The following is a 15,534-nucleotide window of genomic DNA, read 5'->3' as shown; positions in this document are numbered from 1 at the left end:
TTATTGCGCTGAGCGGGTTTGTCCTGCTCAACAGTTGTTCGGCCTTCGGGTAGGGGTGCTGCTGCGTGATGTTGAGGACACGTGCCTGCGTGATATTTGCGCGCAGGGGATGGATTGTTCACAACAAACAGCAGCACGGCTATAGCTGAGCAATGGCAAAAGCGACGACCAAACCCAAACGTGTGGCCAAGGCCAAGGCGAAGCCTGCCAAAACGGCGCCGCCCGCGATGACGTTGCGCCGCCGCGTGCGGCGGTTTGTCTGGCGCAGCATTGCCTATTCGTTTTTATTTGTCGCGGCGGCCGTCTTGTTGGGACGCGTGATTAACCCGCCCACCACTGCCTATATGATGGGCGAGCAGCGCAGGCTGGGCGGCATTGACCATGAGTGGGTGCCGATGGGTGAGATTGCCCCTGTCATGGCACGTGCTGTTGTGGCGGCAGAGGACGCGAATTTTTGTCAGCATTGGGGATTCGATGTGGCTGCGATCAAGCTGGCCATTGCCCAAGGATCGAACCGCGGAGCCTCGACCCTGAGCCAGCAAACGGTGAAAAACGTCTATCTGTGGCACGGACGGACCTGGGTGCGCAAAGCACTGGAGGCGGGGATTACGCCGATGGTTGAAGCCATCTGGCCCAAGCGGCGGATATTGGAAGTCTATCTGAACGTCGCCGAGTTTGATGAAGGTGTGTTCGGGGTGGAAGCTGCGGCGCGGCATTATTTCAACGTCGGACCAGAGGCTTTGACTGCGCGGCAGGCTTCGGCGCTGGCGGCTGTGTTGCCCTCGCCCAAGACGCGCAGTGCCTCGCGGCCCACGAATTTTCTAAAGAAACGGGCGGCGCAAATCCGCTCTGGCGCTGCTACTATTCGCGCAGACGGGCGGAGTGATTGTTTCGAGAGTTGAATAATCGCGCGTCACAAGGCATTTAGGGACAGCCCCTATTTACGGATGTCCCATGGCCCGCCTTTACCACGTTCCTCTGTCGCCCTTTTGCCGCAAAATCCGGCTGAGCCTTGCGGAAAAGAAGGTGGAGGTTGATCTGGTTGAAGAGCGTTATTGGGAGCAAGACCCCGACTTCATGCGCCGTAACCCTGCGGGCAAAGTGCCTGTGCTGCGGTTGGACGGCATCATGATGTCCGAGAGTGCAGCGATTTGTGAGTATATCGAGGAGACGCGGCCAGAGCCGTCGCTGCTGCCCAGTGATGCAGCACAACGGTTGGAAGTGCGCCGGCTGGTCAGCTGGTTTGATGACAAGTTCCATCACGAGGTCACCAGCAAGTTGCTGTACGAGCGGGTGAACAAGAAGATGATGAAGGCGGGCTATCCCGACAGCAAGAACGTCAAGGCGGGTGCGCGGGCGATCAAGTTTCATCTGGGATATATGACGTGGTTGCTGGACCATCGGCGTTGGCTGGCGGGAGATGTGATGACGCTTGCGGATTTTGCTGCTGCTGCGCATTTGTCTTCGCTGGATTATATTTCGGACGTTGATTGGAACAGCTGCCCCGAGGTGAAGGACTGGTACGCGAAGATCAAGTCGCGGCCAGCGTTCCGGTCGATACTGGCCGATCAGGTGCCGGGGTTCACACCGCCGAAGCATTACAATGATCTGGATTTCTAAACCCGCTGCTGTTTGCGCGTGTGGATGGTGCGGGATTGAGTTTAAGGGAAAAATAAAGAAATGGACCTGAAGCAGCGGATGGTTCAGGAGGCCTTGGGCATGGGGTTCGTCGCTTGTCGGGTGTGCAGGCCTGATGCTGTGCCGGAGGTGCCTGCACGGCTGGATGCGTTTCTGGAGGCGGGATATCACGGGCAGATGGGCTGGATGGAGGAGCGTGTGCAGTGGCGCGGCAATCCATCGGTGCTGTGGCCCGAGGCGCGATCAGTGGTTATGCTGGTGGAGAGTTATGCGCCCGAGCATGACCCGTTGGCGGTGCTGGAGCGGCCCGAGTTGGGGGCGGTTTCGGTTTATGCGCAGGGGCGCGATTATCATGATGTGGTGAAGAAGCGGCTCAAGCGTTTGGCGCGGTGGCTGATTGCACAAGAGACCTGTGAGGTGAAGGTCTTTGTGGATACGGCACCTGTGCCCGAGAAGGCATTGGCGCAGGCGGCAGGCCTTGGGTGGCAGGGCAAGCATACCAATGTTGTGAGCCGTGAGTGGGGGAATTGGGCCTTTTTAGGCTCTGTTTTTACCACATTGGCGTTAGAGCCTGATGCCGCTGAGGTGGACCGTTGTGGCAGTTGCACGGCCTGTCAGGACATTTGCCCCACCAATGCGTTTCCCGTGCCGTACCGTTTGGATGCGCGGCGGTGCATTTCGTATCTGACGATTGAGCATAAGGGACCTGTTGACGAGGATTTGCGCGCGGCACTGGGCAACCGGATTTATGGCTGTGATGATTGTCTGGCGGTGTGTCCTTGGAACAAGTTTGCCGTGGCGGCCAGTGACATCCGCTATCACGGCACGGCGGGCGGTACATTAGCCGAGCTGGCGGTGCTGGATGATACGGCCTTTCGGCTGCGGTTTTCGGGTTCGCCCATAAAGCGGATCGGCCGCAACAGGTTTGTGCGCAATGTTCTCTACGCTGTGGGCAATTCGGGGGATGTGCGTCTGCGGGCGGTGGCGCAGCGTTTATGTGAGGACGATGACGCAGCGGTGGCGGATGCGGCGCGCTGGGCTGTGGCGCGTTTGGCGCATCTATGACGCTAACGGTGCGGTGGGCCTGCGTGCTGTGGGTTAAGACGTTCTTGGAAATAACAGGAGGCTCCTGATGGCGTTGCTTTTGGGTGTGGATACGGGCGGGACCTACACGGATGCGGTGCTTTTGCGCGACGAGCGTGAAGTAATCGCCAGTGCCAAGGCGCTGACAACGCGGCATGATCTGGCGATTGGTGTGGGCGGTGCTGTGCGTGCTGTGTTGGCGCAGTCGGGGGTGGATGCGGGGGATATTGCCCTTGCTTCGCTTTCGACCACGTTGGCGACCAATGCTTTGGTCGAGGGGCAGGGCGGGCGCGTGGCGCTGATTTACATTGGGTTCAAGGAAAGTGATCTGGAGACACATGGCCTGCTGGATGCATTGAAGGGTGATCCGCATCTGGTGCTGGCGGGCGGGCACAACCATGCAGGCGGTGAGGCAGTGCCGCTGGATGAGGACAGGTTGCGCGCGTTTCTGTCGGCGCATGGCGCGGGAGTGGGTGGCTTTGCTGTCGCGTCGCAGTTTGCCACGCGCAATCCTGCGCATGAGTTACGGGCGATGGCGCTGGTGGCGGAGTTGACGGGGCGGCCTGTGTCGGCATCGCATCAGCTGTCGGCCAAGTTGAACGGACCCAAGCGGGCAATGACGGCGGTGTTGAATGCGCGGTTGATCGGGATGATTGACCGTTTGATCGGGCGGGCAGAGGATACGCTGCGCGAGGTTGGTATCTCTGCTCCTTTGATGGTGGTGCGGGGGGATGGCGCGTTGATTTCATCCGCGCAGGCGCGTGAGCGGCCTATCGAGACGATACTGAGCGGGCCTGCGGCCTCGATTGTGGGGGCGAAGTGGCTGACGGGGGCAGAGCATGCGCTGGTGTCGGACATTGGCGGCACGACGACGGATGTGGCGCTGTTGCGGGATGGACGGCCTGCGATTGATCCTGCGGGCGCGCGGGTGGGGCCGTACCGCACGATGGTTGAGGCTGTGGCGATGCGCACCACCGGTCTGGGTGGTGATAGCGAGGTGCATTTCCTGTCCGAAGGGTTGCAGGGCGGTGTTGATCTGGGGCCGCGGCGACTGTTGCCGGTTTCGCTGGTGGCGATGGAGGCGCCTGAGGTGGTGCACACCGCTTTGGATGCGCAGATGCGCAGTACCTTGCCAGGTGAGCATGACGGGCGGTTTGTACGCGCTGTCGCGGGGCAGACCCAAGAGGGGATCGGCCCGCGCGAAGAGGTGCTGCTGGAGCGGATCGGGGACGGTGTGCATCCGCTGGGTGATATCCTCCGCTCGCGGATCGAGACAGGCGCGTTGAAGCGGCTGGTGGAGCGGGGTCTGGTCCAGATGGCAGGGGTGACGCCATCGGACGCGAGCCACGTTTTGGGGCTGGCTGTAGCGTGGGACGTAACAGCGGCGCAAAAGGCGCTGGCGCTGTTCGGGCGGCGGCGGACAGGATCAGGCGATAGGCTGGCGGCAGACCCTGCAGATATGGCGCGGATCATCATTGCGCAGTTGGAGCGGCAGACTGCTTTGGCCCTGTTAGAGACTGCATTTTCCGAAGAAGAGACAGAATTTGGCGTGGACCCAGCGGTATTGGCGCGGCATGTGCTTATGCAACGGGGTCTTGGCGGGCATAAAGGATTGGTGCGGCTGGATACGGGGCTTGCGGTGCCTGTGATCGGGCTTGGTGCCTCTGCTGGCACCTATTACCCTGCGGTTGGCGCGCGGTTGGGATGTGAGATGATCTTGCCCGAGCATGCTGGTGTGGCTAATGCGATTGGCGCTGTTGTAGGGCGTGTGACGATGCGCGAGGCGGGTACTGTGACCTCGCCCAGCGAGGGGAAATTCCGTGTACATCTTACTGATGGACCGATGGATTTTGGTAACGCAGATGCGGCAGTGGAGCATCTGGAGGGTGTCTTGCGGGCAGCGGCATTGGCGGCGGCAGAAGCGGCGGGAGCCGAAGATATCCAGATCAATGTGATGCGCGATGTGCGTGTGGCAGGTGTGGAGGGGCGCGAGGTATTTGTAGAAGCGGACGTGACGGTGGAGGCGACGGGGCGGCCACGGGTCGCTGTCTGAGCGGTTTAAGCCAAGGACCGCTGTATGGACTGGCGTCGTGCCGTGTTTGCGGTTTTTTCTTTCGCTACACCATCCAGGGTCTGCAGCAACCTCGTCTTTGCGATGTGGCCAAAGGTGCAAAACCGATCATTCAAATGAACCATTTGAAGCAGAATGCTATGAGCCACAGGGCGCATCGACTTAGACATTCAGAACACGGGATTTTCGCCGCGCTTCATCGGTGAGCGCCCCATGAATTGTCCGGGTGTTTCCCCGATGAGCGTATGGAAAGCATGGATAAAGGCGCTTGGCGTCTCAAATCCCACGTCAAAAGCGGTTTCTGTGACGGATTGTCCGGCGGATAGTTTATCAAGGGCAACCATGACCCGGGAAAGCCTTCTGAGTTCGCGAAATGTCATTCCGGTTTCCGCGCGAATACTTCGGATCAGGCTTCTTTCGGAATATCCAAGCCTTTTGGCCCAGTGTTTCAGTGTTGTCCGGTCATCCGGAGCGGTTTGAAAATGCAGGGCGAGTTTCGCGATGCGCGGATCGCTTGGGATTGGAATTTTCAAAGACTCCAGCTTGCCCTCGCCAATCTCGTGAACCAGAAGATCTGCCAGAAGTATGTTCAGGCGTTGCTCATGTCCTTCGGCCAGACGGATCAGCACTTCGCGCATGAGCGGGGAGACCGAGAGGACACGCACATTTTTATGCGGCAAGGGATAGGCTCTGCTGAGGTAAGCTGTCCGCATATCGACAGGTCCAACGCAGTCTATTGCGTGCAGTGTCATCGCGGGTATCCACAAGGCGCGCCCTGTTGGTACGAACCAGACAAAGTCATGAACCGTAACCCGCATCGTACCCGAAATTGCGTGCGCGATCTGGTGTGCCGTGTGTGCATGGGGTGCGATATGCGTGCCAGCATCATAGGCAGAGCCTAAGCCTACAATCCCCCGCATATCGGCCGTTGGCATTTTGAGCGTAGTATTTGTCATTATACCGACAGACAGTAGGTGAGAATACTGCGACCTTTCAAGGACCCAGATCATTCGGAGATACAAAGTGTCACGCAACGAGGCCCTGCAATTTATAAATGTCGCGCATTTTTTCGATCATTTCTTCTTATTGATCTTTCCAACTGCGGCACTTGCCATTGCGCCTGCGTGGGGCATGAGTTTTGCCGACGTTCTTTTGTTTGGGACGCCGCTCTACGCTATGTTTGCCCTTGGGACGCTACCTGCTGGCTGGCTTGGAGACAGGGTGGACAGGCTGACGCTGATCGCCGTGTTCTTTCTCGGATGCGGGGCATCGAGCATCTGGATATCACTGGCGTCAGGGCCTGTGTCGATGACGGTCGGGCTTGCTTTGCTCGGACTTTTTGCGGCCATTTATCATCCGGTAGGTTTGGCCCATATAACCCAGATCGGGTTACGCACGGGTCGGGCCTTGGCCATTAACGGTGTTTTCGGCAACATGGGGCTTGCTGGTGCGGCGGTATCCACTGGCGTTCTGGCACAGAACTTTGGGTGGCAGAGTGCATTTGCGCTTCCGGGGGGCATCTCGGTTGCGATTGGCTGCATTCTTGTACTTCGCAACAGGGAGGGGCCCACGACTGAAGTATTGGCGGCTGGCGATGAAGGTCTGCCGACACAGGCCCGCAGTCGCAGAACACAGTGGACAGTATTTCTGGTCATTTGTATCGCCGCGCTGTTTGGCGGGATGGTGTTTAACATGGTGACACTCTCGCTGCCAAAATTCCTGAATGAGCGGCTGGGCAGTGAGGGTCTTGATCTGGCATGGATTGGTGCATCTGCCGGACTGGTATTCGCGATTGCTGCATTTGCGCAGCTGCCAGTTGGAGAGCTTTTGGACAGGATTGGTGCGCGTCCGGTCTTTCTGTGCTTGCTTGCGACCGAATCTTTTCTGCTGTTTACCCTCACGCTTGTGACGGGTTGGGCAGCTTTCACGCTGGCTTTGCTTGTTGTGACGGTGATCTTTGCAGGGATACCAATGACGACGTGGATGGTTGGACAGTATCTTGATGCGGGTGTGCGTTCTCGGGCGGTTTCTGTGGAGTATGTTTTGTCGCTGGGTGTTGGGTCGGCGGCTGTGCCTTTGATTGCGTTCTTGCAACGGGCAGAGTTGGGATTTGATCTGCAGTTTGCAGGTCTTGCCGTGCTATCCGCGATTATGTTTGCGGCGGGTTTATTCTTGCCAAGACATCGCCGCGCTTTGCCGCACGAAACCACAACAGACTGATAGGCAGATCAGTTTCTAAATCAATGAGAGCAAACGGTGGTTCGACTGTCAAAGTGCGGCGCCGTTGAAACCATAGATTGCCAAATCTGTTTTTGAAATTTACGCTGCGGGTGAACAGGAGACTGAAAATGAAACTGACAATTGTCGTCGTCGTGGTGAGCAAGAGGTGCATGGTCCGATAAGGGTTTCCATATTTCTTACCATGCGCCCCCGACAGAGTTCGGGGGCTTTTTTGTTTCCAGACCAGAGAATTCTCTATGTCCCAGACCAGAACACCGCCCCATCTTGCGACCCTCATCCTGCTGCCAGCGTTTTCGGTGCTGTCGCTCAACATGTTCCTGCCGTCCCTTGCGAACATCGCTGCGGATCTGGACGCTGAGTATGGAACTGTCAGCCTTGCAGTTGCGGGTTATCTTGCTGTTACGGCTGTCGTCCAACTTGTTGTCGGTCCGTTGTCTGATCGCATTGGCAGGCGCCCCGTTCTGTTGGTTGCGCTTACTTCTTTTTCTGTTGCTTCGGTTGGATGCTCTCTTGCTCAGGACATCTGGACGTTCCTGCTTTTTCGTATGCTCCAAGGCGGGATCATTTCCGGCTATGCGCTGTCGCTTGCTATTGTCAGGGACACCACATCAGAGCGCAAAGCGGCTGGTCGCATCGGGTACATCAGCATGACGATGGCAATTGCTCCGATGCTCGGTCCAATGCTTGGCGGCGTGCTTGATGCCGCATTTGGGTGGCGTGCGAACTTTTACTTTTATGCCGTGTTCAGTTTGCTGTTGTTGGTCGTGTGTTGGATCGACTTGGGCGAGACCAAGCCAGCCGGATCAGACCAAAAAGACGCATCGCCACAGAGCATGGGAACTCTTGTCCGCGAGCCGTTATTTTGGGCGTATTCATTATGTACCACTTTTTCTACCGGAGCTTTTTATATCTTTCTGACAGGTGCGCCGCTTGTTGCTGCGTCAGAGTTTGGTGTGACGACTGCAGAGTTGGGGTTCTACATCGGAACAATAACAGCGGGCTTTATGCTCGGAAGTTTCTTGTCGGGACGCTTCGCGCCGAGGTTTGAGCCATCCGTGATGATGCTTGCCGGTCGCCTCACCGCTTGTGTTGGTTTGAGTATTGGTCTGGCTGCGATGCTGGCTGGATATATGACCCCTGTAGTTTTCTTTGGCAGCACGGTTTTTGTGGGTCTGGGCAATGGCCTTACGATGCCAAGCAGCAATACAAGCGCGATGTCTGTTCGGCCCAATCTGGCAGGAAGTGCAGCGGGGCTGAATGGCGCGTTGGTGGTTGCGGGCGGGGCGATACTGACAACGCTTACTGGTCTGATATTGCCCGCAGAAGGAGCGGGAGTCGTGCTTCATATTCTTATGTTGGGAGCTTCGGGCGCAGGGCTGATTGCAGTGATTTGGGCGATGCGCCTTCAATCTGAAAAGCTGTCTTGAATGCCCGCTGCCGCAAAACCGACAGGTGCGGTAATTCCTGCGTGCGAAGTCATCATGTCTGACGGGCAGTAACCAACTACGCGCGGCGGGGTGGAAGGATGCAGGGTGATTTTTTCCCGACGCGCCCGCGCTTGTGTTTATGCTGATTGCCGTCAAGTATCGGCTATGACGGCTGCGGCCAAGAAGCAAAGGGCATGAGTGACGCTTTGAATGATGAAAATGTAGCAAAGGTAATCGAAGAGTTTGCCGGAATTGTCAGGGATAGATGGGACAAGCTAGGGTATCTGGAGGGGGATGGAGGTGCTTTTGCCACGGGCCATACGCCAGCCATAGCGCCCCAATCATACCTGTGCAGGTTCTATGCAGGCTTGTCCGAAGACGGCCTCAAGGATGCAGAATCCGAGAGCGAGCGGCACTTGCCACACCAATACCGCAGTTTCCTGAGTGCGTTTAATGGCGGACATATCATGGGGATTTCGTTGCACGGTTCAACTGGCGGAAGCAACCTGCGCCAGATTGACGGTATCGGTCAACCGGTAAGCATCAGATACCAGAACGTGTTCTATACCAGACCGGATTATATCCCCGAAGGTCACTTTGGTCTCGGGGCGATGAATGGCGAGTATTATTCTCAGGGCCATCTGTATTTAACCAGCACTGGCGAAGTCGAGCTGATCAACAGAGAACACAATTTGATCGCAAAGACATGGCCCAGCCTCGCTGGGTTTTTGAGCGAGGAAATTCCGCGACAGCTGACGCGCTATGACGAGGCGGGGCTGGAGACTAAACGTGTAGCGCGGCTTCCGGGGAATACGGATGACTGGGAGGCGTTGGGTAAGGCGGCCACAGAAGAGCGAAGAAAAGAGGCGACGGTTTTGCAAAAGGTCAAACGCGGGCTGGGCGGGTTGCTTGGCAAATAGGTACTGATCCCGCAGGGACCGGATGCGCAGCGGTTTGGTTTGTCCGAGGCTGCCCAGATACGATCTGTTGGCGTCTCTCAGTTGGCGGTATCTTAGGGTCGCCCGCGTGGGGCGACCCTTGCCGTTTTACTCTGCCGCGGCGCGTTTGGGCAGTACCCAGTCGGGACGGGGGAAATGGCAGGTGTAGCCGTTGGGAATACGCTCTAGGTAGTCCTGATGCTCTGGCTCTGCTTCCCAAAAATCCGAGACCGGCTCGACTTCGGTGACGACCTTGCCCGGCCAGATGCCTGACGCTTCGATATCTGCGATGGTGTCGAGGGCTACGGCCTTTTGGTCCTCATCCTCATAGTAGATGGCCGAGCGATAGCTCATCCCCATATCGTTGCCTTGGCGGTTGATGGTAGTTGGGTCGTGGATCTGAAAGAACAGTTCCAGCAATTCGCGATAGCTGAGAACGGTTGGGTCAAAGATCACCTCGATCGCTTCGGCGTGGGTGCCGTGGTTGCGGTAGGTGGCGTTGGGAACATCGCCCCCTGAATATCCGACGCGGGTTGCCACCACGCCTTTACGTTTGCGGATCAGGTCCTGCATTCCCCAGAAACATCCGCCTGCCAGTACTGCGCGCTGCTTGTTCATGCTGCGTCCTCCACTTGATTGATGTAATCGCCGTAACCTTCGGCCTCCATATCGTCACGGTGTATGAACCGCAGCGAGGCCGAGTTGATGCAGTACCGCAGGCCGCCACGATCCTGCGGACCGTCAGGAAAGACGTGGCCGAGGTGGCTGTCGCCGTGGGTGCTGCGCACTTCGGTGCGGACCATGCCGAGGCTGCTGTCAGTTAGTTCCTGTACGTGTGCAGGCTCGATCGGTTTGGTAAAGCTTGGCCAGCCGCAGCCGCTCTCGTATTTGTCTGCGGAGGCGAACAGAGGCTCGCCCGACACGATGTCGACGTAAATCCCCGGCTCTTTGTTGGACAGCAGTTTGCCTGTGCCCGGTCGCTCTGTGCCGCTTTCTTGTGTGACGTAAAATTCCTCGGGTGAGAGGGTGGCGATGACGTCTGGGTTCTTGGTGTATTGGGTCATGGGCGCTCCTTACCGCTGGTCTGCTCTATTAGATGGTGCTTTGGCGGGAAAATCAAAGGGGTGGATTGCTAGGGCAAACTGATTGTGAACCTGCGGCGTCATCCGTGCGTATAGTTATCAGGAGGATACAACATGCGATTGATTATGGCGATGATAGTGGCGCTGTGGGGCGGTATGGCGGTGGCGGCCCCGCGTGACGCGGTGTTTCCCTCCATCGACGGAGGCGAGATCGCGTTGAGCGATTTCGCGGGCCAGCCTGTGTTGGTTGTGAACACAGCCTCGCAATGCGGGTTCACGCCGCAGTACGACGGGTTACAGGCGCTACATGACCGCTATAGCGCGCAGGGGCTGGTGGTGTTGGCCGTGCCGTCAGATGATTTCAACCAAGAGCTGGCGAGTGCGGCGGAGGTAAAGGAGTTTTGCGAAGTGAACTTTAACCTGACGCTGCCGATGACAGATATGTTGCATGTGCGCGGGTCCAAGGCGCATCGGTTTTATCAAGACGTCAAGGCAGAGACGGGGTTCGTGCCGCGCTGGAATTTCAACAAAGTGTTGATCGGGGCAGATGGTGCTGTGGTGGCAACGTGGGGCGCAAATGCAAAGCCAGATCGCGGTGCGATCCCTAAAGCGATTGAAGCGCAATTGAATTAAGGCGTACCAGACCAAAGGACGCTGCTGCTTTTCGTCTCTAATGCAGGTGAAATGCCATAGTTGGCGCGGTAGCTTTTCGAGAAATGCGACAGGGAGCGAAACCCGCAAGCCACACAGATATCGGTGACTGACATGTCGGTCTGGCGCAGCAGGTTGCGCCCTTTTTCCAGCCTGACGCGCATGTAATGGCGTTTGGGTGATATGGACAGGTATCTGGCGAACAGGCGTTCCATCTGGCGGGTGGAGAGGTTTATTGCGGCGGCGATCTCGTCCGGGGTTAGCGGATCTTCGATGTTGTTTTCCATCACCTGCATCGCCTTGAGCAGTTTGGCATTGCGCACTTCGGGCCGTGATTGCAGGGACATGCGCTGGGCGTCGCTATGGCTGCGGGGGACGGTATAGACCATCTGGTCGGCCACCCATGTGGCCAGGTCGGTGCCATAGTCGTTTTGCAAACGGTGCAGCATCATATCCATCGACGCAGCCCCGCCCGCAGAGGTAAAGATGCGCCCGTCGATGGAAAAGATCGTGTCCTCCATCGTGACATCGGGCAGCATTTCGGCCAGTGCGGTTTTGTACTCCCAGTGGGTTGTGACACGTTTGCCGCCGATCAGACCTGCCAGCGCCAGTATGTAGGTGCCTGACGATAGCGCGCCCAGATCATTGCCGCGCCGTGCCTCGCGCCGCAGCCAGTTGAGCACGGGTTTTGACGCAGCTCTGCCCGCATGCTCGCCCGCGCAGACGATCAGCGTCTCGCCGCGTTCCAGCGGGCTGAGCGGGCCGTCGACTGCGATGCTCACGCCGTTGTATGCCTTTGCGATATCGCCATTTTCAGACAAGAGCCGCCAGCGGTAGAACTGCCGGCCTGACGGGTGGTGATTGGCGAGCGACAGTGCGTCCAGCGCGCAAGAGAACCCCAGCGTCGAGAACCCGTCAAGAAGCAGAAAGGCGTAGGATTTGGGCGGGTTGTTGATGTCGCTCATGAACACATGGTTACAGAGCCAGACCAAGAATACTTGGCGCTGTGCGGCATGGTGATGTCGGTATCAGGCGTTGCGCTGGCGCGAGATTTGTACGGCAAGGATCCCAGCCGCAATGATGACCACGCCCATGATATCACGAGGGCCGAGTGCCTCGCCCAGCAGGACGGCGGCGATGGCAACGCCAAAGAAAGGGTTGAGGAAGTGGAAGGTCGCCGCGCGGGTGGCCCCGATGCGGCCCACAAGCAAGAACCAGATCCACGTCGCCAACAGGCCCGGGACAAGGCAGGTATAGGCAAATGCGATTGCCAGCGGCCAGCTGGGTGTGACGTGCGGTGTCTCGAACAGGAGGGTCGCAATGGTGAGGGCGGCGCAGCCCACCAGCATTTGCAGGCCCACAACCATCAGCAGATTGCCCCCTGACGAGGCTCCGCGCACTGTAAGCGTGGCGATGGTGAGGGCCAGAACTCCGATAAAGCAGATTGTGACGCCGATCAGGTCCAGATCATCTGTCAGCCGTGCGCCCATGATCAATGCCACACCGCCAAGCCCCGCGATCAGGCCGATGATGCCCAGCGGGCCAAGGCGGTCGCCCATAAACGCCCATGCGGCCAGCGCCACCATCAGCGGCATGGTAGAGGCGATGATGGCGGCCAGTGATGCTTCGATGGTTTGCATGGCGACAAAAAACAGCCCCAGATAGACGGCGTTTTGCAGGATGCCGAAACCGATGGTGGCGCGCCATTGTGCGCCTGTCAGGTTCCAGTGCTGCCCCAAAACGCGGGCAATCGCGATGCCGATCAGCCCCGAGACAAAATAGCGAACCGAAAGCGCGGCAAGGGGCGATGCATCGGCTACAATGATACGTGCAGAGGTAAATGCCGAAGACCACATCAGCGCGAAGGCAAGGCCCAGACCGATTGCACGAATGTCCATGGGGTGTCGTCCTTTGAATACAGGGTCAGTAATGGGGCGGATCAGGACAAAGGGCAACCTGCTGTATTGTGTGACCGGCTGTAAGCCTAAGCCAATCTTGACTAGGGGGATGGTGATGCGGGGCATCAGACCTTGCATATGACCAATGTTGCGCAGGCATCGTGAGGTATCATCGGGCGGTCAATTCAGCCAAGCGATAGGTACGTTATTGACAATACCGGTGCAAAATATGCTATCAATGTCCTCTATCGTGAGAGGCATCTGGCAATGAAAACTGTTGATAAGGCGCTCACTGTTCTGGACCAGTTTTCTTTTACAAACAAGGAAATCGGGCTGAGCGAAATGGCGCGAATGTCGGGGCTGGACAAGGCGGCAACGCGTCGTTTGCTGGTTGCGCTCATAGAGCACAATTTCATCGAGCAATCCCAAGAGACCAAGCGTTACCGTTTGGGTCACGGGTTTTTGCGGCTGGCGCGGATCAGGGAAGCGACTGTGCCTGTCAGCCATATTGCGCAGGATGTGGTATCGCGCCTTGTGGACCAAACAAATGAGACGGCGCATGTGGGTATTCCCGGCCCATCGGGAATGACGACGATTGCGCATAAGCTGCCCAATCGGGGCCGTGTGGTTATTGTTCTTCCTGCCGAAGTTTTGAATTATCACGCCACGGCATCGGGGTTGGTGTTTCTGGCCTTTGCCTCTGATGTGACTGCTACGCGGATTATGGACCTGAAACGCGAGAAAATCACGCCGAACACGATCACGTCCAAGGCCGAGGTTTTGCGCCTGACCAAGGAGTTTCGCGCGCAGGGTTATGCGAAAGTCAGCAATATGTTCGAGCAGGATGTCTCTAGCATCGCGATGCCGTTCTATAGCGAGGCGGGCGACCCGACAGGCACAATAGCGATTGCCCTGCCCACGGACGAGATGACGCCCGCGCGTTGTGATGTGCTGCTGCCACAGCTTCGAAATGCTGTACGCGAAATCGAGATGGCGTTGACGGGGCTTTAGGCCGCTTCAGAGCTTGATCCATGCGGTTTTCAGATCAACGTATTTCTCAAACGCATGCAGCGATTTGTCATGCCCGTTGCCCGATTGTTTGACCCCGCCCATGGGTACGGTCACATCGGGGCCGCCGTATGTATTGACGTGCACAACGCCTGTCCGCAACTCCCGCACCATGCGGTGCGCGCGTGATAGATCAGCCGTCCAGACGCCACCCGCCAGACCGTAATCGGTGGCGTTGGCTTGGGTGATTGCATCTGCCTCGTCGGCAAAGCTGCTCACGGCAAGGACGGGGCCGAAGACTTCTTTTTGAATAATCGTGTGCTCGGGGGTGGCCCCTGTGATGATTGTTGGCTCCATGTAATATCCGCCTGTTTCTTGCAGGATACGTTTGCCACCCTGCGCGACTGTTCCGCCTTCGGCCTGTGCGGTTTCAACGTAGGCAAGGTTCTGGTCGAGTTGGGTTTGGTTGTTTATGGCACCCGCTTGGGTGGTCAGATCCAGCGGATCGCCGACTTTTATAGCGGCCGCAGCTTTTGATAATTCGGCCACAAATTCGTCGTGGATGCTGTGCTCTACCAGCAGGCGCGATCCAGCGACACAGACCTGACCAGAGTTTCGGAAGATGCCAGCGGCGCTGACGGCGGCGGCCTCGGCCAGATTTTTGGCATCGGCAAAGACGACGTTGGCGGATTTGCCGCCCAGCTCCAGATAGCAGCGTTTCATGTTCGAGGCGGCCGAGGCTTGCAGCAGGCGGCGGCCTGTGGCACCCGACCCTGTAAAGGCGATAACATCCACGTCCATTGACGTAGAGAGCGCCTCTCCTACAATTTTGCCCGCACCTGTGACCACGTTGAGCACGCCAGGGGGGATGCCTGCCTCCAGTGCCAGCTCGGCCATACGGATCAGCGAGAGCGCGGCAGTCTCGGACGGTTTGAGCACGACAGAGTTGCCCATGGCCAGTGCTGGCCCCAGTTTCCATGCGCCGATCATCAGCGGGAAGTTCCACGGGATAATCGCAGCAACCACGCCGATTGCTTCGCGGTGGATCAGGCCCAGCACGTCATCGGAGGTCGGTGCGATTTCGCCGTACACTTTGTCGATCGCTTCGGCGTAATAGCGGATGGTTGCGATGGCCGATCCCGGCTCGGCTTTGAGGGCCATGCCGATCTCGGTGCCGTTGTTGCGTACGCCCATGACGGCCAATGCCAGCATTTCGGCCTCCATCAGGTCGGCCCATCGCAGCATGATTTTCTTGCGTGCGGCAGGGGGCATACCGCGCCAGCGTTTGTCCTCGAATGCGCGTCGGGCAGAGGCGATGGCGCGTTCGGTATCACCTGCGGTGCCAGCGGCGGTTGTGGTCAGGATGGACCCGTCGATGGGCGAGATTACAGTGTCGGTTTTGCCCGACTCTGCGGGGCCTGTCTGGCCGTCGATCAGCAGGCCGCGCGGGGATAGGGGGGCGTGGCGCAGGGCGTCGATTTTCGTTTGGTCGGACAT

The 15,534-nt window shown here is 58.0% G+C and carries 15 protein-coding genes; 9 read left to right on the top strand and 6 right to left on the bottom strand.

Translation table 11 applies throughout. From position 1 onward, the window contains the following. Window positions 1-152: 152 nt before the first annotated feature. The 4 genes from mtgA (at window position 153) to Q0903_RS05935 (ending at window position 4,774) form a co-directional block, all read left to right on the top strand. Window positions 153-902, top strand: coding sequence for a monofunctional biosynthetic peptidoglycan transglycosylase (mtgA, locus tag Q0903_RS05950; RefSeq protein WP_299413721.1), 750 nt, complete (start codon window positions 153-155; stop codon window positions 900-902). 52 nt (window positions 903-954) lie between these two features. Beyond that, complete coding sequence (locus Q0903_RS05945) at window positions 955-1,620, top strand: glutathione S-transferase family protein (protein WP_299026432.1); 666 nt, start codon at window positions 955-957, stop codon at window positions 1,618-1,620. Between the two features lie 60 nt (window positions 1,621-1,680). Further along, window positions 1,681-2,703 (top strand): tRNA epoxyqueuosine(34) reductase QueG, encoded by a 1,023-nt coding sequence (gene queG, locus Q0903_RS05940; RefSeq protein ID WP_299413718.1) that lies wholly within the window; start codon window positions 1,681-1,683, stop codon window positions 2,701-2,703. Window positions 2,704-2,770: 67 nt separating this feature from the next. Next, window positions 2,771-4,774, top strand: coding sequence for a hydantoinase/oxoprolinase family protein (locus Q0903_RS05935; RefSeq protein ID WP_299413715.1), 2,004 nt, complete (start codon window positions 2,771-2,773; stop codon window positions 4,772-4,774). 188 nt (window positions 4,775-4,962) lie between these two features. Here the strand turns inward: Q0903_RS05935 and Q0903_RS05930 are convergent, their stop codons facing one another. After that, window positions 4,963-5,712, bottom strand: coding sequence for a helix-turn-helix transcriptional regulator (locus Q0903_RS05930; RefSeq protein WP_366141484.1), 750 nt, complete (start codon window positions 5,710-5,712; stop codon window positions 4,963-4,965). Window positions 5,713-5,815: 103 nt separating this feature from the next. Between Q0903_RS05930 and Q0903_RS05925 the strand changes: the two genes are divergently transcribed. The 3 genes from Q0903_RS05925 to Q0903_RS05915 all read left to right on the top strand — a co-directional run bounded on the left by Q0903_RS05925 (window position 5,816) and on the right by Q0903_RS05915 (window position 9,380). Beyond that, complete coding sequence (locus Q0903_RS05925; RefSeq protein ID WP_299413710.1) at window positions 5,816-7,012, top strand: MFS transporter; 1,197 nt, start codon at window positions 5,816-5,818, stop codon at window positions 7,010-7,012. A 257-nt stretch (window positions 7,013-7,269) separates the two neighbouring features. Further along, complete coding sequence (locus Q0903_RS05920; RefSeq protein WP_299413708.1) at window positions 7,270-8,460, top strand: multidrug effflux MFS transporter; 1,191 nt, start codon at window positions 7,270-7,272, stop codon at window positions 8,458-8,460. 194 nt (window positions 8,461-8,654) lie between these two features. Then, complete coding sequence (locus tag Q0903_RS05915; RefSeq protein ID WP_299026411.1) at window positions 8,655-9,380, top strand: SMI1/KNR4 family protein; 726 nt, start codon at window positions 8,655-8,657, stop codon at window positions 9,378-9,380. 126 nt (window positions 9,381-9,506) lie between these two features. On the opposite strand, the gene msrA is transcribed toward Q0903_RS05915, so the two are convergent. Together msrA and msrB are read right to left on the bottom strand one after the other, a co-directional pair. Next, a complete protein-coding gene (msrA, locus tag Q0903_RS05910) occupies window positions 9,507-10,016 on the bottom strand; it encodes a peptide-methionine (S)-S-oxide reductase MsrA (protein WP_299413705.1) in 510 nt (169 codons plus the stop codon). Beyond that, window positions 10,013-10,462: a peptide-methionine (R)-S-oxide reductase MsrB gene (msrB, locus tag Q0903_RS05905; protein ID WP_299413702.1), complete on the bottom strand. Its 450-nt coding sequence runs from the start codon at window positions 10,460-10,462 to the stop codon at window positions 10,013-10,015. Before msrB ends, msrA begins: the two co-directional genes overlap by 4 nt. A 132-nt stretch (window positions 10,463-10,594) precedes the next feature. On the opposite strand from msrB, the gene Q0903_RS05900 reads away from it, so the two are divergent. After that, entirely contained in the window at window positions 10,595-11,113 is a 519-nt protein-coding gene (locus tag Q0903_RS05900; protein WP_299413698.1) for a glutathione peroxidase, read from the top strand. Here Q0903_RS05900 and Q0903_RS05895 read toward each other — a convergent pair. Together Q0903_RS05895 and Q0903_RS05890 are read right to left on the bottom strand one after the other, a co-directional pair. After that, entirely contained in the window at window positions 11,110-12,096 is a 987-nt protein-coding gene (locus Q0903_RS05895; protein ID WP_299413695.1) for a GlxA family transcriptional regulator, read from the bottom strand. The two genes, Q0903_RS05900 and Q0903_RS05895, sit on opposite strands and share 4 nt — an antisense overlap. Before the next feature lie 63 nt (window positions 12,097-12,159). Then, window positions 12,160-13,029: a DMT family transporter gene (locus tag Q0903_RS05890; protein WP_299413693.1), complete on the bottom strand. Its 870-nt coding sequence runs from the start codon at window positions 13,027-13,029 to the stop codon at window positions 12,160-12,162. 267 nt (window positions 13,030-13,296) lie between these two features. Here Q0903_RS05890 and Q0903_RS05885 point away from each other — a divergent pair, with 267 nt between their 5' ends. Then, entirely contained in the window at window positions 13,297-14,040 is a 744-nt protein-coding gene (locus Q0903_RS05885; RefSeq protein ID WP_299413690.1) for an IclR family transcriptional regulator, read from the top strand. A gap of 6 nt (window positions 14,041-14,046) precedes the next feature. Here the strand turns inward: Q0903_RS05885 and Q0903_RS05880 are convergent, their stop codons facing one another. Then, window positions 14,047-15,534, bottom strand: coding sequence for an aldehyde dehydrogenase (locus tag Q0903_RS05880; protein WP_299413687.1), 1,488 nt, complete (start codon window positions 15,532-15,534; stop codon window positions 14,047-14,049).

Source organism: uncultured Sulfitobacter sp. (assembly GCF_947502895.1).
Taxonomy (GTDB): domain Bacteria; phylum Pseudomonadota; class Alphaproteobacteria; order Rhodobacterales; family Rhodobacteraceae; genus Sulfitobacter.
Note: the sequence above shows the minus strand (reverse complement) of the source record. Positions and strands in the feature narration are given on the sequence as shown.